Below are 18,582 nucleotides of genomic sequence, written 5' to 3' on the forward strand. Positions count from 1 at the left end.
CCCGATTGCCCGGGGCTCACGCCACGCCGTAGCTTCCCAGCACCCGCAGGGTGATGCAGGCGCCCTGGGCGGCGTCCACCGCCTCGCGCACCCGCGCATCTCCCAGCGCGCCGTCCACGTCCATGCACCAGACGTACTCCCACGCGCGGCGCTGCGGCCGGGACTCCAGCCGCGTCACGTTGAGCCCACGCGAGGAGAAGGCGCTCAGCACCCGGTACAGCGCGCCCGGCGTGTTCTCCACCGTGAAGGCCAGCGCCGTCTTCCGCCGCGTCCACGTGCGCTCCGGCGGCGGGCCCAGCGTGACGAAGCGCGTGTGGTTGTCCGGCGAGTCCTCCACGCCCACGTCCAGCACCGCCAGCCCGTACAGCTCCGCGGCCATGCGGCTGGCGATGGCGGCTGTGCGGGGCGGCGCCTCCTCCGCCACCCGGCGCGCGGCGATGGCGGTGTTCGCCTCCGGAATCGGCAGCAGTCCGCGCCGGCGCAGGTAGCCCGCGCACTGCGACAGCGCCTGCGGATGCGACATCACCCGCTCAATCCCATCAATCGTCCGTCCCGGCGGCGCGAGCAGGCAGTGGCGGATGCGCAGGGACAGCTCGCCGGTGATCGGCAAATCATGCTCCAGCAGCAGGTCCACGTTCTCCGCCACGGGGCCGCCGAGCGTGCTCTCCACCGGCACCACGCCACCGTCGACGCGGCCCTCGGCCACGGACTCGAAGACGGCACGGAAGGTGAGGACGGGGACGGACTCCACCGCCGGGCCGTGCAACGCGCGCAGCGCCTCTTCACCGTATGCGCCGTGCTCGCCCTGGAAGGCGATGCGGCGCTTCGGCTGCTCAGCCATGGGGGCCCTCCGCTCGCGCGTACGTGCCCAGCACGCGCAGGGACGACGTCAGCGGGCGGATGTCCTCCAGCGCCGCCATCAGCGGCGCCGAGGCCGAGTGTCCCTCCACGTCCACGTAGAACTGGTACTGCCACGGCCGGCCCGGAATGGGCCGCGACTCCAGCTTGCTCAGGTTGACGCCGCGCAGGGTGAGGCGCTGGAGCATCTCGCCCAGCGTGCCCGCCTTGTGCTCCAGCACCATCAGCAGCGACGTCTTGCACGGCACGCCTGGAGCCAGCGGCGTGGGCTCACGGCCCACCTCCACGAAGCGCGTGTAGTCCGAGCCGGGCTGCAAGTCGCGCGCGAGCACCTCCAGGCCGAAGCGCTGCGCCGCTGTCTCGCTGGCGATGGCCGCCACCGACAGGTCATTCCGCTCGCGCACCTTCTGCGCCGCGCCGCCGGTGTCCGCGTCCGGCACCGCGCGCGCCCAGGGCACCTTCGTGCGCAGGAAGCTCTCGCACTGGGCCAGCGCTTGCGGGTGGGAGAGCACCTCGCGCAGGCCTTCCAACTTCGCGCCCGGCAGCCCCAGCAGCCGGTGGTCCACCTGGCTCACCAGCTCCGCGGTGATGACCACGCCGCCCTCGGCGAGCAAATCGTACGTCTCGTTCATGCTGCCCGCGGTGGTGTTCTCAATCGGCAGCAGCACCAGGTCCTGCTCGCCCCGGCGCAGGGCCTCCATGGCCTCTCGGGACGAGTCGAAGCCGGAGAGCAGCACGCCGCCGGGCCGGTTCGCGTAGCGCTGGCGCGCGGCCAGGTGGCTGTAGGAGCCCTCGACGCCCGGGTAGCCCACGCGCAGGGGCGTGGTGTCCAGCCGCGTGACGAGCGCCTGCTGCCGCGCCACCGACATGTCGATGAAGAGCCGCCAGGCGCGCTCCACCTCGTGCGGGTCCAGTCCGTGCTCGGCGGCGCGGGTGCGGATGCGGCGCAGGAGCAGGTCTTCCCGGCGCTGGTCGCGGAAGGGCGCCGCCGCGGCCAGCTTCGCCCGCGCCACGTCGTCCGCCAGGTCCATGCGCCGCCGGAGGGCATCGAGGATTTCCTCGTCGATGTTCTCGATGGCGACGCGCACTGCCTCCAGGTCGGGGATGCTCATCGAGAAGACTCTAGGGTTCGCCACATGAAATGGTGGGGGCCGATGCCGGGGAGCTCGAAGGGGTCCCCCTTCTGTGAGAAGCCGAGCGAGCGGTAGAACCCCATGGCCGCTGCCCGGGCGTTGCACCACACCTGGGTTCCGCCCTGCCCGAGGGCATGCTCCAGACAGGCCCGCAGCAGGGCGGCGCCAAACCCGGAGCCTTGCAGGGTCTTGTCCACCGCCATGCCCCTCAGGCGCCACGCCGTGGTGGTCCTGAGGGAGTCCGGAGGAGGCTCCCGGTAGAGAGAGGCCACCCCTACGAGGCGCCCCCCTGTGTACGCGCCGAGGTGGACGGTGTCGACGTCCTCGTCCCCGGGGTAGACGACCATGTTGGGCGACTGGTGCGGCCGGAGCACGGTGTGGCGGAGACCTCGGGTCTCCACGGCGGAGATGCGACGGATTTCTGGGGCACTCACGAATTCGAGTATGCCGGTTTCCCCGCCCGTGCGTCCTCATTCACGTGTAGTCGATGGGAGGTCGTTTCGCCGTGAAGGGCACCGCCATCCTGGACGAGCCGACGAGCCCGCCGCGCGCCACGGCCGCGCGGGACTTCGACGCGCTCCTGGAGGCGGAACAGGCCGGGCTGCTGCGCCTGGCCCGGAGGCTGGTCTGGGACGGGGAGGAGGCCCGAGACCTCGTCCAGGCCACCCTGGCGGACGCATACGAGAAGCGCCACACGCTGCGAGACGTGAAGGCCGGGCCCGCGTGGCTGCGCAGCATCCTCGTGTCCCGGGCCATGGGACACCTGCGCCGGCGGAGGCTGTGGACGCTGGTCCGTGAGGCGCTCGACTTCGGGCCCTCGGAAGACCTGTCACCGGAGGAGCACTTCGCCGGGGCCGAGCGCTGGCGCACCCTGGGCCGAGCGCTGCGGACGCTGCCCGCGCAGCAGGCCACGGCCTTCACCCTCCGCTACCTGGAGGGCCACGATTTGGACGCCATCGCCGGAGCCATGCGCATCGGCCGGGGCACCGTCCGCATCCACCTCTACCGCGCCCTCAAGAAGCTGAAGGCCGCAGACGCACTGGAAGGAGACACCCCATGAGATGCAACGATGCGGCCGCCGCCCTCATGGAGGAGCAGCGCACCCCCGAGCTCCAGGCCCACCTGGACACCTGCGAGGAGTGCCGCACCCTGGCCGCCCTGCACGCCTCGGCCTCCAGGCTGCGCCCACCGTCGCCTTCGGCGCTGGCGCCCATTCCTCGCGACGCCGTGCTGGGCGAGGTGCGCCGCCGCGTCGTCCGCCGCCGCGCCGCCGCAGGGGCCGTGGCGTCCCTGTGCGTGGCGGGGCTGGTGTGGTGGACGCGGCCTCCCGCTCCGGTGCTGGAGCATGGGACGGCGCCGGAGTACGCGGAGGAGGACCCGCGTCCCCCCCGGGCCGAGCTGGGGTTGAGCGGCGAGCCTCGTGAAGATGCCTTCGCAGAGGAGGTCCCCGCTCGCGCCGTGCTTGTGGCGGGCCGGGGCTCCCTGATGAATTTGATGGGCGAGGTGCGCGGCTACACGCGCCGCGACCTGGTGGTCCAGGACGAGACGTACCGGCCCTTCGGCACGCTCGCCGTCTGGGTGCGCCCTCCCGATTCCCGCGCGCTGGAAACCCCGCCGTTCCGAACGGCGGTGCTGCCTCTCTATCCTCAGGAGTGATGCGATGAAGACACGCGTTTCGAAGCTGTGGAGCACCGCGGTGGCCGCCCTGGTCTTGGTGGTGCCCGCGCTGGCCGGAGCCCAGTCGCAGGACGAGGACGTCCTCATCCAGCACGGCGGCCCCGGCGCCCAGCGGACGATGGTGATTGCGAGCGGCGGCCCCCCGGGAATGGCGCTGGGCAATCTCCCCCCGGCCGCCTACGGCATTCCGCCGGAGCTCGTGGAGAAGCTGGGCGTGCCGCGCGACGTGGCGCAGAAGGTCCAGGACCTCACCTTCGAGTCCAACGAGGCGCTGATTCCCCTCGAGGCGGACCTCAAGCGCGCCCAGCTCCGGCTGGAGCGCCTGCTGCGCGCGCCCTCGCCGGACGAGCGCGCCATCCTCAATCAGTCGGAAGAGGTGGGCCGCGCGGAGACGGCGGTGCGCCGCAACCGGCTGACGCTGTTGGTGCAGATCAAGAAGCTGCTGGGGCCGGACCTCTGGCAGAAGCTGGAGGCGGAGATGGGGTCCATGCGCTTCGAGAAGCGCATCAAGCTTCTGCGGCCAGGGCAGGGCGACGAGGAGGGTGACGTGCGCCCCGGCGCCCCCGCGCAGCCTCGCAAGCCGTAGCGTTCCGGACAGACGCGGGCCCCGGGTGGATACCCCTCCAAGGCTTCGTGCCCGGGGCCCGCGTATCCTGACGCCATGGCCACCAGTCCGGACCGTGAGCGCCAGCTCCAGGAGGACGCCGCCCAGCTCCAGCGGCTGGGGTACGCGCAGCAGCTCCTGCGCGACATGGGCGGCTTCTCCAACTTCGCCGTCTCCTTCTCCATCATCTCCATCCTCACCGGCGCGGTGACGCTGTATGGCCACGGGCTGCGCTTCGGCGGGCCCTTCGTCATGGGCGTGGGCTGGCCGTTGGTGGCGGTGATGACGCTCGCGGTGGCGGCGAGCCTCGCGCAGCTCGCCTCGTCCTTCCCCACGGCGGGCGCGCTCTACCACTGGGCCGCCATGCTCGGCGGGCCTCGCGTGGGCTTCTTCACCGCGTGGCTCAACACCGTGGGCCAGTTCGCGATTACCGCCGGCATCGACTACGGGCTGGCGGAGTTCGTGGCGGACATGCTCGGCCTGTCTCGCGAGCGCGGGGACGTGCTGCCGCTGTACGCCGCGATTCTTCTATCCCACTCGGTGCTCAACCACGTGGGAGTGCGCGTGGTGGCGTGGCTCAATGACTTCTCCGCCTGGTACCACCTGGCCGGCGTGGCGCTGCTCATCGGCGCGCTCGCGGCGCTGGCGCCGAAGCAGGACGCCGCCTTCCTCCTCTCGCGCGTCAGCACGGAGCACCCGGCGTCGTACACGTACGGCTTCCTCATCGGCCTCTTGCAGGCGCAGTGGACCTTCACCGGCTACGACGCCAGCGCTCACATCTCCGAGGAGACGAGAGACCCCACGCGCAACGCGCCCTGGGGCATCTTCCTCTCCGTGGCCGTCAGCGCCGTGGTGGGCTACGTGCTGCTCGGCGCGGTGACGCTGGCCATTCAAGACCTGCCCGCCACCGTCGCCGCGCCCAATCCCTTCCTCTACGTGCTGACGCACGCGCTGGGCCCGTCCGTCGGCGGCGCGCTGGTGTGGGTGGCCATCGGCGCCATGTGGTTCTGCGGGCTGTCGTCGGTGACGTCCAACTCGCGCATGCTGTTCGCCTTCGCACGCGACAACGGGCTGCCCGGCTCGCGGTGGCTGAAGCATGTGTCGCCGCGCTTCCGCAGCCCGTCCGTGGCGGTGTGGGTGTCCGCGGTGGCCGCCTTCGTCGTGGCGCTGTGGGCCCAGGCGTACGCGGCCATGGTGGCGCTGAGCACGCTGGCGCTCTACGCGTCCTATGCACTGCCCATCTGGGTGGGCTGGCGCGCGCGCCGCTCGGGGACGTGGTCTCACCAGGGGCCGTGGGATCTGGGCCGCGCGTCGCCTTGGGTCAACGCGGTGGCGCTCGTCTGGTGCGCAATCATCACGGTGCTCTTCGTGCTGCCGCCCAACCAGCTCGCCGGCTACACCTTCGCCGGCGCGCTGGTGCTGCTGGGGCTCTACTGGTTGCTGATGCAGCGGCACACCTTCACCGGACCGAAGGTGACGTTGCTGCGGCCCCGGGAGGACCCGCCTACTTCTTCGGCAGCGCGGTCTTCCCCATCTTCAGGATGAGCTTGAAGTGCTCCGCGGTGACGGGCACCACGCTGATGCGGCTGCGGGTGAGGAGCTGGCAGTCCTTCAGCGCGGGTGTGGCCTTGAATGTGGCCAACTCCACCGGTTGCTTCAGCGCGACGACGGGGCCCACGTCCACCGAAGCCCAGTCCTCGCCCGGCGCGGTGGGGTCCGGGCCCGCGGCAGCGAGCACCTTGGCCACGGCCACCACGGCCTTGCCCTCGTTCGAGTGGTAGTAGAGGCACAAGTCACCGGCCTTCATGGCCCGGAGGTTGTTGCGCGCTTCGTAGTTGCGCACTCCGGTCCAGTCCGTCTTCCCGTCCTTCTCCAACTGGGCGTACGCGTAGACCGAAGGCTCGCTCTTGATGAGCCAGTACTGGGATTTCGCCATGGCGGCGGAACATAGAGCAGGGGAGGGCGCCGGGCGCCAGCGGTGAATGGGGGGCGCCGAGCGCCAGCGGTGATGGTGGCGGGACGCATGGGCACACCGGACGGCTGGCCATGGCCATTGAGCGGACACTCGCCGTGAATGCCACGTGCTCGCCCCGGGATTCCGAGACAGGCTGCGCCCCGTTTCCGCACGCTGGCCGTGCGCCCGGCCGCGCGAGCCGTTAATGGGTGCGGCCAACTTCAGGAGTGGAACACATGGACCTGGAACTGAAGGACAAGGTTGCGCTGGTGAGTGGCTCCACGGCGGGCATCGGCCTCGCCATCGCGGAGGCCCTGGCTCGCGAGGGCGCGGAGGTCATCGTCAACGGCCGCACGCAGGAGCGCGTGGACGCGGCGCTGAAGGAGATTCGCGCGAAGCAGCCGGGCGCGAAACTGCGCGGCGTGGCCGGAGACCTGGGCACGCGCGAGGGCGTGGCGAAGGCAGTCCAGGCGGTGCCGCGCGTGGACATCCTGGTGAACAACCTGGGCGCCTTCAAGCCCATCCCCTTCGAGGAGATTTCCGACGAGGACTGGTTCAGCATCTTCGAGGTGAACGTGATGAGCGGCGTGCGGCTCAGCCGTCACTACCTCAAGGGCATGCGCGAGAAGAACTGGGGCCGCATCCTGTTCATCTCCAGCGAGTCCGGCCTCCAGATTCCGGTGGAAATGGTCCACTACGGCGTCACCAAGACCGCGCAGATTTCACTGGCTCGCGGCATCGCCGAGGGCACGATGGGCACGAACATCACGGTGAACTCCATCCTCCCCGGGCCCACGCGCTCCGAGGGCGTGGAGGGCTTCCTGCAGAACCTGTCCCGCAACCAGGGCGTGGACGTGGCCACCGTGGAGCGCGACTTCTTCAAGAACGCGCGGCCGTCGTCGCTGCTCCAGCGCTTCGAGCGCCCCGAGGAGATTGCCGAGCTGGTGGCCTTCGTGTGCAGCCCGAAGTCCTCCGGCATCAACGGCGCCGCGCTGCGCGTGGACGGCGGCGTGGTGCGCTCCATCGCCTGACGAAGGGGAGGGGCCGGAGCGAGCCGGAGGGGTTCCTGTTCGGAAATGTCGGGGGTTTTGCGCTGCCTCAGCCGCCTCAAATGTCCCGACATTTCCGAACAGCACGGTCCCGGATGTGTCGGGAAGGGGTATCCGTCCGCCGTGGCGGCGTCCGCCGTGACGGCCCTCAACGGGCCACGCGGAGGGAGGAGCGCCTGCGTCTGTCGTGACGTCACTGCGCCCGCGTGCGAGCATCCGCCGCACACGCCTTCGCGGAGCCGCCCGCGCCCATGGAATCACCGTCTCTCTTCCGCCGCGTCTTGCGCCACCCCTTCACGCGGCTCGTGCTCTGCGTCGTGGCCTCGGTGGGGCTCTCGCTGTTGCTCTACTGGCTCGTGTCGCTCACCGGGCTGAAGCGCGGCAGGTCGGGCACTCCGGGCATCTTCGTCATGTCGGTATGCAACGCCATCGCCGTGGTGCTGGCGATGTGGCTCGTGGAGTGGGGCATCGGCCGCCGCACGCTCGCGCAGCTCGGGTTGGGCCAGCACCGCGCGTTGCGTGAGCTGGGCTGGGGGCTGCTGCTGGGCGCGGGGCTCATCAGCGCGGTGGTGGGCATCATGGCCCTGGCCGGCTGGTACCACCTGGTGGATGGACCTCCCGAGTCATTCCAGGACGAGGCCCGGGACGCACTCGGGTGGTTCGCCACCTTCACGGCGGTGGGCATCTTCGAGGAGGTGGCCTTCCGAGGCATCGCCTTCCGGCTGCTGGAGGAGTGGCTGGGCTCGGCGGCGGCGCTGGTCATCAGCAGCGCGTTCTTCGGCCTCGTCCACCTGATGAATCCCAACGCCACCTGGTTCGCCACGCTGGCCATCGCACTGGAAGCCGGCGTGCTGCTCGGCGCGGCGTACATGCTGACGCGCTCGCTGTGGTTCGCCATCGGCGTGCACATCGCCTGGAACTGGACGCAGGGCGCGCTCTACGGCGTCGCCGTCTCCGGCACCGAGGTGGCCGAGCTCCTGGAGAGCCAGGTACAGGGCCCCGAGCAGTGGACCGGCGGTGCCTTCGGCGCGGAGGCGGGTGGCGTGGCGGTGTTGCTGTGCACCGCCGCGGGAGTGCTGCTGGTGGTGTACGCGGTGCGTAGGGGCCAGTGGATTCCCGTCATGCCCCGCCGCCGTGCCCGGCGCGAGGCCGCGGCACCGCTCGCCACCGGCGAAACAGGAGTCTGACGGGCACGGAGCGCCGGAGCGTGTAGAATGCACGCACTCGGCGTCGCCGTGGCATCCGCTGACGCACCGCACGGAGGGGGAACCTCATGTCCGGCTGGAAGTGGTTTGCGCCCGCGCAGCTCCTCGTGCCAGCGCCACAGCCTGAACGGGAGCGTAAGCACCTGCCTCCCGTGTCGCGGAGCCTGGCGCCCCCATCGTTCCAGACCGCCATGCCTGGCCCGGCGGTGTCGCGAGGCAGCCTCGGCGATGGCGGCGTGCCCGCGCGCTTCGGACATGGGCTGGACCGCATCCGCATCGACACGGACTCGCGCATGGGGGGGACGTCGGGCTTCTCGATGGGAGGCTCTCCCTTCTCGTCGCTCGGCGCGGACCGGGGCTCTCCGGTGTCCTCGGGTGCGGCATCGAGGACGGCGCACTCGCGGGGGCCCTCGGCCATGCCTGCCGGGGTCCAGGCCCGGATGGAGGTGGGGCAGCCCAATGACCCCTCCGAGACCGAGGCCGAGCGGTTCGCCGAGAGCCTCCAGTCCGGTGGCACGCCCACTCCCGTCACCGAGTCCGCCAGCGTCGCGACCGAGCCGGGGCCGGGTGAAGAGGCTCCTCCTGGCGCCAAGGTGCTGATGGAGGGCGGCTCGTCCGAGGGCACGTTCCCCATGAAGGAGGAGGCCGCCGAGGTCTCCGCCCGCTTCCAGCCCGGAGCGTCGGCTCCGAAGCACGCGCATGGACTGGAGGCTCGGCTCGCCGGGTCCTCCGAAGGTGCTCCGCTGCGGGACGTGGACCGCGCGCGGTACGAGCCGGCGCTCGGCAAGGACCTCTCCGGCGTACGCGTCCATACCGGCTCCGACGCGGCGGCCATGAGCTCGTCGCTCTCCGCGCAGGCCTTCACCCGCGGGCGGGACATCTATTTCTCGTCCGGCCGCTATGCGCCGGGGAATGCGAGTGGGCAGCGCCTGCTCGCGCACGAACTGGCTCACGTGGTGCAACAGGGGGGCACGGGCTCCGCGGCGGCGCGTCCTGGCCCCGTGCAGCGCAAGCCCGGCGGTGGCAAGGGGACGAAGAAGGCCGGCGGTGGCAAGGGCGGCAACTACGGCCCGTTCCACGTGAAGATTCCCGGGCGCGTGGACAGCAACGAGCTGGCCATCCTCACGTTCATGCAGGTCTTCGGCCTGTCACGAAAAGAGGCCGCGGACCTGGTCAGCTCGCGGAAGGTCTACATCGCGAACTTCACCCTTACCGATGAGGAGGTGAAGAAGGGCATCTCGGACATCACCATCACCGCCCGGCTCTACGAATCGGTGATGGTGGTCAAGTCCGGCGCCAGCGACGAGGCGGCCCGGAAGAAGCAGGCCGCCGAGCGCAAGGCCCGGCTCCAGAAAGGCTCCGAGGAGAAGAAGCAGGCCACGCGCGACGCGGTGGACCAGGAGTTCGAGAAGCGCACCGGGCGCAAGCCTCCGGACAAGAAGAAGGGCTCGAAGGAGGACCAGGAGCTCTACGAGCGCGTCGAGGAGGACGTGCTCAGCGAGCAGGACAAGGCCGCCAAGGCCCGGCTGGACGCGCTGCCCGAGGAGGTCAAGGCGCTCATCCTCCGCGGGGACAAGGTGGCGAAGCCCGCGGACTACGAGCAGATCGCCCGCATCGGCGAGAAGCTGGCGAAGCTGTCGCCGGACGACCTGTCCGTCTACGCGCTCGTCGCGAAGCAGATGAGCGAGGACCTGAACCAGTTCGAGAAGTCCGTCGACATGTTCATCCAGCTCCGCAAGCAGATTGCCGAGGGGCTCGAGCAGGCGGCGAAGGAGCAGCAGAAGAAGGCGGAGGAGAAGAAGGACGACGAGTCCATCGAGGCCGCGTCGAAGAAGGCGTGGGAGGGCTTCGACCCGAAGCAGCTCGAGGGGCTCGACGAGACGCAGAAGCGGAGCCTCGCGCGCGACATCGCGTGGAAGGAGTCTCGCGCGCAGCTCAAGCACATGGCCTCCCATCCGGGGCAGACGGCCCTGGGCATGGGGCGCTCGCTGGTGCGAGTGGACGAGATGGCCGGCTCCATCGCCGACGACGTGAAGGCCGCGGCGGACGGTGACCGCAACGCGTACTCGCGGTGGGCTTCCGGACTGGGGGCGGGCGCCAAGACGACGGGGTGGCTGGCGGGGGCGCTGGGGGCGGTGGCCGCGGCCGTCTATGTGGGCATCCTCTTCATCCCCGGCGTGAACGCCGTGGCGTTGGCCACCACCGCGCTCGCGCTGGGCGTGGGCGCCGTCCTGTTGTCGGCGGGCGAGTACGAGCTGCGCATCCGCGCCGCCGGCGAGGCGAAGTCGGAGAAGGAGTTCCGCGAGGAGGTGGACAAGGCCGCCGCGGCGGGCACCAACGCCATCGTCGGCGCGGCGATGCTGGCCGCGGCCGTGGCCATCAAGCTCATCGCTCGGACGCCGTTGCCGGGCCGCCTCCAGAACGTGAGCAACGCCCTCCGGCTCGCGCAAGAGGCGCTCGCCAAGACGCCGAAGGGCGCCGCGTTCCTCAAGTGGCGCGGGGACATGCTCTTCGCGCTGCGCCAGAAGCAGGCGGGCCTGTGGGAGGCGCTCGGCGTCGCGAAGAAGACGCTGGCGGAGCAGGCCAAGGCGCTGGAGGGAGTCAAGAGCGGTACGGAGCTGGCGGACCGGCTCGCAGCGGGTGACAAGGCCCTGAGCGAGCTGACCGGAATCACGAAGGAGCAGGGGAAGACGTACCAGAAGCTCGCGGCGACTCCGGAGGGCAAGGCGGCCCTGGAGCGGCTGCGTCAGGAGTTGATGCGCGCCGTGCACGATGCGCCGAAGCTGGCCGAGAAGCAGGTCGCTCGCGCGGATGCCGAGCTGAAGAAGCTCATCGACGAGCTGCAGAAGGCGCAGGATGCGGAGGCGGCGAAGGCGGCGCTGGCCAACGCGGAGAAGAACCTGAGCGCGGAGGAGGCCGGAAAGCAGATCACCGCCGACCAGGAGGCCTACGTCCAGGGCCGACTGCAGGAGGCCGCTGCCGCCGCGTCGCAGGAGACCTCGGCACAGGGCGCCGCGCAGAAGCCAGCAGCCGAGGCGAAGCCCGCTGCGGAGAAGGCTCCCGCCGAGCAGAAGCCGGTGGAGGAGAAGGCGCCTGTCTCCGAGAAGCAGCCCGCCGAGAAGGCACCTCCCGCCGAGCAGAAGCCCACGGAGGAGAAGCCGCCCGTTGCGGAGAAAAAGCCCGCGGAGGAGCAGGCGCCTCCCGCCGAGCAGAAGCCCGCGGAGGAACAGGCCCCGGTCCCGGAGAAGAAGCCCGCCGAGGAAAAGGCTCCCGTTTCGGAGAAGCCGCCCGCCGAGGAGAAGGTTCCCGCTGAGGAGAAGCCACCCGTTGCGGAGAAGAAGCCCGCGGAGGAACAGGCCCCGGTCCCGGAGAAGAAGCCCGCCGAAGAGAAGGCACCTGTCGCGGAGAAGCAACCGGCCGAGGAGCAGCCTCCCGTCTCCGAGAAGAAGCCCGTCGAGGAGAAGGCTCCCGCAGAGCAGAAGCCTGCGGCGCCGGTGTCTCCCGAGGCCGCGGCGAAGGCGTGGCTGGAGCGGCTGCAGGCGTCGCTCGGCTCCGACGCGAAGAAGCTCCTTGCGAAGATGCGCAAGGGCAAGACGGACCTCGAGGTCCGTCAGTTGGTGGAGAAGCTCGGCGGCAAGGCCTACTTGGAGCAGGAGGCCGCCGCGAAGCCTGGCGAACCCGCCCGTCCTCCCATCGACGTCGAGGCCGAGGCCAGGGCTCGCGCCGCGCTCGACAAGCTCGAAGAGCGGCTCTCTCCCGCAGCGCGTGAGCAGCTCTACAACGTGCGGCGCGTGGCGACTTCTGACGTCGATGCACTGAGCAACATCGAGAAGGCAGGTGGCGAGACATTCCTCGAGAAGCTTGCCGCCGAGCGTGCTGCGCAGAAGCAGGCTGCGGAGGCTCAGGCCAAGAAGTCCGCCGGCATTCTCCAGTCGCTCAAGCAGCGGCTCCTGGCCTCGGGCTTCCTCAAGCGGCCCGAGGTCCTGAAGATCCTCACCGGCAAGGGGGGCGCCTCCCAGAAGGCGCAGAACCTGAAGGGCCTCATCGCCGAAGAGCTCGCTCTCGAGGACGTCCAGGCCCAGTTCAAGGACCAGCCCAACGTCCGCATCCTCAAGAGCGTCCGCGTCATCCGCGAACAGCCCTTCAAGACGGTGAAGGAGTTCATGGCCGACTTCGCGGCCAAGAACAATGGCAAGCCGTACGAGGGCGTGGTCTTCGCAAAGGGCGGTAAGGTGTACACCGTCTCAACGGACATCGACATCCTCGTGGTCGAGGATCCGTCCGGAGGCGGGAAGGCGCGCATCCGCTACCGCGAGGAAATCAAGTCGGGCGCGAAGGACACTCCGGGCCAGGCGCAGTCGCAGCTCGACACGGCGTCGAAGCGATTCACGGAGGCCGCGAACGGCGACAAGACCGTCCGCTTCGAGGCGTCGGATGGCACCGACATCACCGACACGCTCGACCTCGCCAGCGACGCCAGCGCCAAGAAGGCGCATCGTGGTCCCGCCAGCTCCGGCAAGGAGTTCAACAAGGACACGGGAGTGACTGCTCAGGATATGGAGAAGCTCGCAAAGGAGCTGGTGGACGAGTTCAATGCCTCGCAAGGCCCCACGCCCCCCGAGAACCCGCCGAAGGGCGAGCCTCCCACCCAATAGCGGACGACGACACACCCATGGACCTGCGAATCCTCGGACTGGACCCCAGCGAAGTGGACTTCGAGCCGGACACCAACCCGGGCGGCTTGCGGGAGGTGCTGCCCCACGGTGGTGATTACCTCTTCCTCGCGGCCGACCTGCTCGACATCGTGGCGCCGGAGAAGGGCTCGCGCCTGCGCCACATCCTGGAGCATGAGCTGGTGCCGGACGACGAGGGCGGCGAGGTCATTCCCGAACTCGACGTGGGCCGCATCTATTTCCTGTTGGAGGAATTGGATGACGACGTACAGGCCGTCACGGACGAGTACTGGCGGCTGCGTCCCGAGCACGCCGACGCCGTGCTCAAACGTGCTCCTGAGCTCGTCTACACCTTCACGGACGAGAGCGGCCGCACCGTGCACACGCTGGAGAACACGGTCGCCGCTGTGCTCACCGCGCGCAGCCTCTTGCGTAATGCGACGCTGCGCAGCCGGAAGGTCCACCTCGAGTAGCGCATCGCCGCGCGAACCTCCCGCCGAGCAACAGGTGGCTACCTCATGGACCTGCGAATTCTCGGACTGGACCCCAACGAAGTGGACTTCGAGCCCGACACCAACCCGGGTGGCCTGCGCGAGGTGCTCCCTCATGGCGGAGACTCCCTCTACCTCGCGGCCGACCTGCTCGACATCGTGGCCCCGGAGAAGGGCGCCCGCCTGCGCGACATCCTGGAGCACGACCTGGTGCCAGGAGAAGGGCTTCAGCAACTCATCCCGGCGCTCCATGTGGGCAACATCTATTTCCTCCTGGAGGAAGTCGACGACGACGTGCGGGCCGTGACGGACGAGCACTGGCGACTGCGTCCCGAGCATGTCGACGCCGTGCGTAAGCGTGCCCCCGAGCTCGTCTACACCTTCACGGATGAGAACGGCCATACCGTTCACACACTGGAGAACACCGTCGCCGACGTGATCACCGTGCGCAATGTCCTGCACGACGCGACTGTGCGCGGACGCAAGGTTCTCCTCGAGTAACACCCCATGGACCTGCGAATCCTCGGACTGGACCCCAGCGAAGTGGACTTCGAGCCCGACACCAACCCGGGCGGCCTGCGCGAAGTGCTTCCCCACGGTGGTGATTACCTCTTCCTCGCGGTTGAATTGCTCGACATCGTGGCCCCGGAAAAGGGGGCCCGCCTGCGCGACATCTTGAAGCATGACCTGCTGCCGAATGATGAAGGCGGACGTGTCATCCCCGAGCTGGACGTAGGCCGCATCTACTTCTTGCTGGAGGAAATCGATGACGACGTGCAGGCAGTGACGGACGAGCATTGGCGGCTGCGCCCCGAGCACGCCGATGCCGTGCTCGAGCGTGCCCCCGAGCTCGTCTACACCTTCACGGACGAGAACGGCCGCACCGTGCACACGCTGGAGAACACCGTCGCCGCCGTGCTCACCGTGCGCAATGTCCTGCACGATGCGACGATGCGCGGCCGCAAGGTCTTCCTCGACTAACGCACCAGGCCCCGCTCACGTCGTGACGTGCGTCTTCATGAAGACGCGCAGGGCCTCGGCCACGCTCCATGCCTGGGCGATGCAACCTCTCGGGCGGAAGGGCTCCGTCGCATCGAAGATTTCGCTGATCTGCCCGATGCCCGTGTGCAGCAGGTGCTCCTCCAGGCCTCGCAGCAGCGCGCGCGCCGCGCTCACGTCCGGGTTCACCTTCAGCGTCGCGTCCACGTAGTGGCCGATGAGCCAGCCCCACACCGTGCCCTGGTGGTACGCCGCGTCCCTCGCGCGCAAATCACCGTCGTAGTTCGCCTTGTAGTCCGCGTGCCCCGCCGCGAGGCTGCGCAGGCCCACCGGCGTCACCAACTCACGGCGCACCACCTCCAGCACCGGCTCCCACCGCTCGCGGCGCAGCACCGGGTGCTTGAGCGAGATGGCGAACACCTGGTTGGGCCGGACCGCCGGGTCCTCCTTCAGGTGCTCCCCGTCCACCACGTCGTAGAGGCACTGCAGCTTCTCGTTCCAGAAGCGCTTGTTGAAGCTGCCGTACACCTTCTCCGCCGCCGCCAGGTAGGGCCGCGCGTCGTGCCCCAGCCGCTCCGCCCAGGTGGCCATCAACCTCAGCGCGTTGAACCACAGCGCGTTGATTTCCACCGCCTTGCCCCGCCGAGGCGTCACCACCCAGCCGTCCACCTTCGCGTCCATCCACGTGAGCTGGTAGCCCTCCGCGCCCTGGCGCAGCAGGCCGTCCGCCGGGTCCACGCCGATGTTGAAGCGCGTGCCCTTCTGGTGGTGCTCGATGATGGAGCGCAGCGTGGGGAAGATGTCCCGCAGCAGCTCCTCGTCCTTCGTGGTCTCCAGGTATCGGTCCACCGCGTGGAAGAACCACATCGTCGCGTCGGCCGTGTGGTAGACGCCCTCGCTCTCGCCGTCGGGGAAGTAGTTGGGGATGAGGCCGTCGCGCACGTAGTGCTGGAAGGTGCGGAGGATGGCCGCCGCCTCGCGGTGGCGGCCCGTGCACAGCGTCAGGCCGTCGAGCGAAATCATCGTGTCGCGGCCCCAGTCCGTGAACCAGTGATAGCCGGCGATGACGCTGCGCACGTCCTGGTCCATGGAGCGCGCCCAGGCGTCGTCCGCGGGGCGCATCGGGTCGATGATGAACTGGTCCGCCGCGAGCACCAGCCGCGCGGGCACGCCACCCCGCGCCTCCGCGGGCGCGCGGCCGAGCAGCCGCCGCTCGCGCTCCAGCTCCAGCGCGAAGACCTCGACCGGATTGCGCTCCAGGCAGCTCCAGTTCTCCATGGTGATGCCGAGGGCGAGCGTCTCGCCCGGCGGCAGCCTGCACTCGAAGTAGCCCGGCGAGTGCTGTACCTCCGTGTGCTCATAGCCCCGCGCCTTCTCCACGCGGTAGAGCTGCACGCTGGACGTCTGCTCCAGCCCCACGAAGGGCGCGGGGCAGCGGCCGTACATGTGCAGGCGCATGGGCGGCACGTCGTCCGCGACGCGCAGCTCCACCTGCGAACCCTTGAGGACGACGGTGGCCTCGATGTGGCGCGAGGGAATCGGCCTGTCGTGCGGACGGTCCACCGGGAAGGGGCGCACCCTGAGCGAGACCTCCGGGCCGGACACGTGCTCCCAGGCGACGAAGACGGTGTTCTCACCGTGCACCATCACCAGCTTGCGCCGCAGCCGGGCCGGGCCGAGCTGGTACTCCCAGACGGGGACGAGCCCGTCGAGGTGGAAGTCCCGCAGGCACTGCGCTCCGTCCGCCTGGGTGGCGCCGTCCGAGCGTTCCTCGCAGGAGAGCGGGTACGTCTTCCCTTCGACTTCCGCGTGCTCCACCAGCCGGGCCAGCAGCACCGTGCGGCCGCGCTTCTCCAGGTTGGGAATGAACACGCCGTGGTAGCGGCGCGTGTTGCAGCCCACCAGCGTGCCGGACGCGTAGCCGCCCCGGCCGTTGGTGACGAGCCACTCGTGGTACAGCTCCTTCTGGAAGTCGGGGCCCTGGGGCCACTCGAAGCCGAGGCGGGGGAGGGCAGGGGAGGGGAGGTCCGCGGTCACGCCGTCTTCTCCTCGGTGCTCGTCAGCACCAGCGCTGTCTGCCCGGGGAGGTGCAGCCTTCCGTCCCCGGGAATGGGTGGAGTGCCCATGCCGCCATAGCGGGCATGCTCACTGGACACGAGAAGCCGCCACGTCCTTCCCGCCGGTGGCGCCACCAGCGGCTCCGGACACGGCTCGTAGTCCAGCCCCGTGCCCAGGTTGAGCAGGAGCAGGCGGTCGCCCTCCGGCTCGCTGCCGGAATACCGTAGCACCAGCGCCGCCGGGCCCAGCACCGCGCCGTCGACGCGCGCGCGGTCCTGCGCGGCGAACACCGGGTCCTCGCGGCGCAGGCGCAGCAAGTCCCTGTGCAGCGCCACCGCCCCGGCGTTCCGCTCGCGCTCGCTCCAGTCCAGCTTCGAGCGGCGGAAGGCCTCCTCGCCGATGGGCATCTGGAAGCCCTCGGCCTCCACCGCGTGCTTCGCGCTGGCGAACTGGGAGAGGAACCCGTCGCGGCCCTGCTTCACCAGCCGCTGCAGCTCGGGCTTGTGGTCCACGAAGTAGAGGAAGGGCGCGGAGGCGAAGAACTCCTGCCCCATGAAGAGCATGGGTGTCTGCGGCAGCAGCAGGAAGAAGGTGGTGAGGGCGCGCATGCGCGGTGCGCCCGCGAGCACGTGCAGCCGCTCGCCGCGCAGCGTGTTGGCGAGCTGGTCGTGGTTCTGGAGGTAGAAGACGATGCGCTCGGCCGGTGTGCGCAGCAGCGGCGAGCCGCGGCGCTTCTTCTGCCAGCCATAGTACTGGCCCTGGTAGAGCGAGTTGCGCAGCGCGCACGACAGCAATTCCTGCGCGGTGCCCCGGTAGTCCATGAGGTAGGCCTCGGACCGGCCCACCGCCGCCACGCGCGCCGAGTGGTGGAAGTCATCCACCCAGACGCAGTCAGCCCCATGGCCGCCCGCGTCCGGCGGCGTCACCGTCTTCACGTCCTGCGGCTCGTTCTCCGCGATGAGAAGGACGTCGCGGCCTCCAGCGGCGGCGCGGGTGCGCTCCACCAGCTCGCCGACGATGTTGCGCGCGGACGCGTCGTAGAGGCTCTGCGTGGCGTCCAGGCGCAGGCCGTCGAAGTGGTACTCGGCCACCCAGTAGCACGCGTTCTGGATGAAGAAGTCGCGCGAGGGGCCCGCGGCGTCGCCGTCGTCGAAGTTGGTCGGGTCACCCCACTCGTTGGGGTACTTCTTGTTGAAGTACCCGGGCGAGTACTGCGCGAGGTAGTTCCCGTCCGGCCCGAGGTGGTTGTAGACGACGTCCAGGATGATGCCGAGCCCGAGCCGGTGCGCCTCGTCGACGAGGCGCCGCAGGTCATCCGGGTCTCCATAGACGGCGCAGGGGGCGAAGAGGGTGACGCCGTCGTAGCCCCAGTTGTAGCGCCCGGGGAAGGTGTGCAGCGGCATCAGCTCCACGGTGGTGATGCCCAGTTCCTTCAGGAGGGGCAGCTTCGCGGCCGCAGCGGCGTAGGTGCCCTCGGGGGTGAAGGTGCCCACGTGCAACTCATAGAGGACCTGGCCCTGGCGCGTGACACCGCGCCAGCCGGCGTCGCTCCACACGTAGCGCCGCGGGTCCACCACCTGCGAGGGGCCATGCGGCCCTTCCGGCTGGAAGCGCGAGCACGGGTCCGGAAAGCAGTCGCCGCCGTCGAGTCTGTATTTGTAGCGCGCGCCCACCGGCACCGGGTGGGTGGCCTCGAAGTAGCCACGCTCCGCGGGCTGCAGCGGCAGGTGGCGCGCGGTGCCGTCTTCATACAGGCACACGTCCACGGTGCGACGCCTGGGCGCCCACACCCGAAACCGCGTGCGCCCATCTCCCAGCGGCTGTGCGCCGAGGCTGAGCTGGAAGGCCGTGTCCCGCAACGTTCCTCTCCCGCGCCGTACC

The 18,582-nt window shown here is 69.9% G+C and carries 16 protein-coding genes; 10 read left to right on the forward strand and 6 right to left on the reverse strand.

The annotated features are described in order from the left end of the window. Positions 1–16: 16 nt before the first annotated feature. Genes pheA through ACVTJA_RS21780 form a run of 3 tightly spaced genes read right to left on the reverse strand, consistent with a single transcriptional unit; the run spans position 17 to position 2,338 of the window. Positions 17–841, reverse strand: a complete 825-nt coding sequence (gene pheA, locus ACVTJA_RS21770) for a prephenate dehydratase (RefSeq protein ID WP_465838855.1) — start codon at positions 839–841, stop codon at positions 17–19. After that, complete coding sequence (locus ACVTJA_RS21775; protein WP_465838856.1) at positions 834–1,970, reverse strand: bifunctional chorismate mutase/prephenate dehydratase; 1,137 nt, start codon at positions 1,968–1,970, stop codon at positions 834–836. The genes pheA and ACVTJA_RS21775 overlap by 8 nt, the downstream gene beginning before the upstream one ends. Further along, on the reverse strand, positions 1,967–2,338 hold the full coding sequence (locus ACVTJA_RS21780; protein WP_465838857.1) for a GNAT family N-acetyltransferase: 372 nt from the start codon (positions 2,336–2,338) through the stop codon (positions 1,967–1,969). The genes ACVTJA_RS21775 and ACVTJA_RS21780 overlap by 4 nt, the downstream gene beginning before the upstream one ends. A 140-nt stretch (positions 2,339–2,478) precedes the next feature. On the opposite strand from ACVTJA_RS21780, the gene ACVTJA_RS21785 reads away from it, so the two are divergent. The 4 genes from ACVTJA_RS21785 (at position 2,479) to ACVTJA_RS21800 (ending at position 5,817) form a co-directional block, all read left to right on the forward strand. Next, positions 2,479–3,051 (forward strand): RNA polymerase sigma factor, encoded by a 573-nt coding sequence (locus ACVTJA_RS21785; protein WP_465838859.1) that lies wholly within the window; start codon positions 2,479–2,481, stop codon positions 3,049–3,051. After that, entirely contained in the window at positions 3,048–3,647 is a 600-nt protein-coding gene (locus tag ACVTJA_RS21790; protein ID WP_465838861.1) for a hypothetical protein, read from the forward strand. The genes ACVTJA_RS21785 and ACVTJA_RS21790 overlap by 4 nt, the downstream gene beginning before the upstream one ends. A gap of 4 nt (positions 3,648–3,651) precedes the next feature. Beyond that, positions 3,652–4,254: a hypothetical protein gene (locus ACVTJA_RS21795; protein ID WP_465838862.1), complete on the forward strand. Its 603-nt coding sequence runs from the start codon at positions 3,652–3,654 to the stop codon at positions 4,252–4,254. A gap of 75 nt (positions 4,255–4,329) precedes the next feature. After that, entirely contained in the window at positions 4,330–5,817 is a 1,488-nt protein-coding gene (locus ACVTJA_RS21800) for an amino acid permease (protein WP_465838864.1), read from the forward strand. On the opposite strand, the gene ACVTJA_RS21805 is transcribed toward ACVTJA_RS21800, so the two are convergent. Beyond that, entirely contained in the window at positions 5,777–6,208 is a 432-nt protein-coding gene (locus ACVTJA_RS21805; protein ID WP_465838866.1) for an EVE domain-containing protein, read from the reverse strand. The genes ACVTJA_RS21800 and ACVTJA_RS21805 overlap by 41 nt on opposite strands. A 254-nt stretch (positions 6,209–6,462) precedes the next feature. On the opposite strand from ACVTJA_RS21805, the gene ACVTJA_RS21810 reads away from it, so the two are divergent. From ACVTJA_RS21810 to ACVTJA_RS21835, 6 genes are all read left to right on the forward strand, one after another. After that, positions 6,463–7,257 carry an SDR family NAD(P)-dependent oxidoreductase gene (locus ACVTJA_RS21810; protein WP_465838867.1) on the forward strand — a complete coding sequence of 265 codons (795 nt, stop codon included), beginning with the start codon at positions 6,463–6,465 and terminating at the stop codon, positions 7,255–7,257. 269 nt (positions 7,258–7,526) lie between these two features. Beyond that, positions 7,527–8,462: a lysostaphin resistance A-like protein gene (locus tag ACVTJA_RS21815; RefSeq protein WP_465838869.1), complete on the forward strand. Its 936-nt coding sequence runs from the start codon at positions 7,527–7,529 to the stop codon at positions 8,460–8,462. Positions 8,463–8,548: 86 nt separating this feature from the next. Then, on the forward strand, positions 8,549–13,135 hold the full coding sequence (locus ACVTJA_RS21820; RefSeq protein ID WP_465838870.1) for an eCIS core domain-containing protein: 4,587 nt from the start codon (positions 8,549–8,551) through the stop codon (positions 13,133–13,135). A gap of 17 nt (positions 13,136–13,152) precedes the next feature. Continuing rightward, positions 13,153–13,626, forward strand: a complete 474-nt coding sequence (locus ACVTJA_RS21825; RefSeq protein ID WP_465838871.1) for a hypothetical protein — start codon at positions 13,153–13,155, stop codon at positions 13,624–13,626. Between the two features lie 45 nt (positions 13,627–13,671). After that, complete coding sequence (locus ACVTJA_RS21830) at positions 13,672–14,145, forward strand: hypothetical protein (protein ID WP_465838873.1); 474 nt, start codon at positions 13,672–13,674, stop codon at positions 14,143–14,145. Between the two features lie 6 nt (positions 14,146–14,151). Further along, positions 14,152–14,625 carry a hypothetical protein gene (locus ACVTJA_RS21835; protein ID WP_465838874.1) on the forward strand — a complete coding sequence of 158 codons (474 nt, stop codon included), beginning with the start codon at positions 14,152–14,154 and terminating at the stop codon, positions 14,623–14,625. A gap of 15 nt (positions 14,626–14,640) precedes the next feature. On the opposite strand, the gene ACVTJA_RS21840 is transcribed toward ACVTJA_RS21835, so the two are convergent. Further along, entirely contained in the window at positions 14,641–16,680 is a 2,040-nt protein-coding gene (locus tag ACVTJA_RS21840; RefSeq protein ID WP_465838876.1) for an amylo-alpha-1,6-glucosidase, read from the reverse strand. Further along, positions 16,677–18,560 (reverse strand): malto-oligosyltrehalose trehalohydrolase, encoded by a 1,884-nt coding sequence (gene treZ / locus ACVTJA_RS21845; protein WP_465838878.1) that lies wholly within the window; start codon positions 18,558–18,560, stop codon positions 16,677–16,679. The genes ACVTJA_RS21840 and treZ overlap by 4 nt, the downstream gene beginning before the upstream one ends. Between the last annotated feature and the right edge of the window lie 22 nt (positions 18,561–18,582).

It is taken from the genome of Pyxidicoccus sp. M6 (assembly GCF_055568925.1).

Excerpts from the sequence above, each read along its gene's own strand:
- ACVTJA_RS21835 (WP_465838874.1), top strand. The coding sequence starts at position 14,152 with ATGGACCTGCGAATCCTCGGACTGGACCCCAGCGAAGTGGACTTCGAG.
- ACVTJA_RS21820 (WP_465838870.1), top strand. The coding sequence starts at position 8,549 with ATGTCCGGCTGGAAGTGGTTTGCGCCCGCGCAGCTCCTCGTGCCAGCG.
- ACVTJA_RS21830 (WP_465838873.1), top strand. The coding sequence starts at position 13,672 with ATGGACCTGCGAATTCTCGGACTGGACCCCAACGAAGTGGACTTCGAG.
- ACVTJA_RS21780 (WP_465838857.1), bottom strand. The coding sequence starts at position 2,338 with ATGGTCGTCTACCCCGGGGACGAGGACGTCGACACCGTCCACCTCGGC.
- ACVTJA_RS21790 (WP_465838861.1), top strand. The coding sequence starts at position 3,048 with ATGAGATGCAACGATGCGGCCGCCGCCCTCATGGAGGAGCAGCGCACC.
- ACVTJA_RS21805 (WP_465838866.1), bottom strand. The coding sequence starts at position 6,208 with ATGGCGAAATCCCAGTACTGGCTCATCAAGAGCGAGCCTTCGGTCTAC.
- ACVTJA_RS21785 (WP_465838859.1), top strand. The coding sequence starts at position 2,479 with ATGGGAGGTCGTTTCGCCGTGAAGGGCACCGCCATCCTGGACGAGCCG.
- ACVTJA_RS21815 (WP_465838869.1), top strand. The coding sequence starts at position 7,527 with ATGGAATCACCGTCTCTCTTCCGCCGCGTCTTGCGCCACCCCTTCACG.
- ACVTJA_RS21800 (WP_465838864.1), top strand. The coding sequence starts at position 4,330 with ATGGCCACCAGTCCGGACCGTGAGCGCCAGCTCCAGGAGGACGCCGCC.
- ACVTJA_RS21825 (WP_465838871.1), top strand. The coding sequence starts at position 13,153 with ATGGACCTGCGAATCCTCGGACTGGACCCCAGCGAAGTGGACTTCGAG.
- ACVTJA_RS21810 (WP_465838867.1), top strand. The coding sequence starts at position 6,463 with ATGGACCTGGAACTGAAGGACAAGGTTGCGCTGGTGAGTGGCTCCACG.
- pheA (WP_465838855.1), bottom strand. The coding sequence starts at position 841 with ATGGCTGAGCAGCCGAAGCGCCGCATCGCCTTCCAGGGCGAGCACGGC.
- ACVTJA_RS21775 (WP_465838856.1), bottom strand. The coding sequence starts at position 1,970 with ATGAGCATCCCCGACCTGGAGGCAGTGCGCGTCGCCATCGAGAACATC.
- ACVTJA_RS21795 (WP_465838862.1), top strand. The coding sequence starts at position 3,652 with ATGAAGACACGCGTTTCGAAGCTGTGGAGCACCGCGGTGGCCGCCCTG.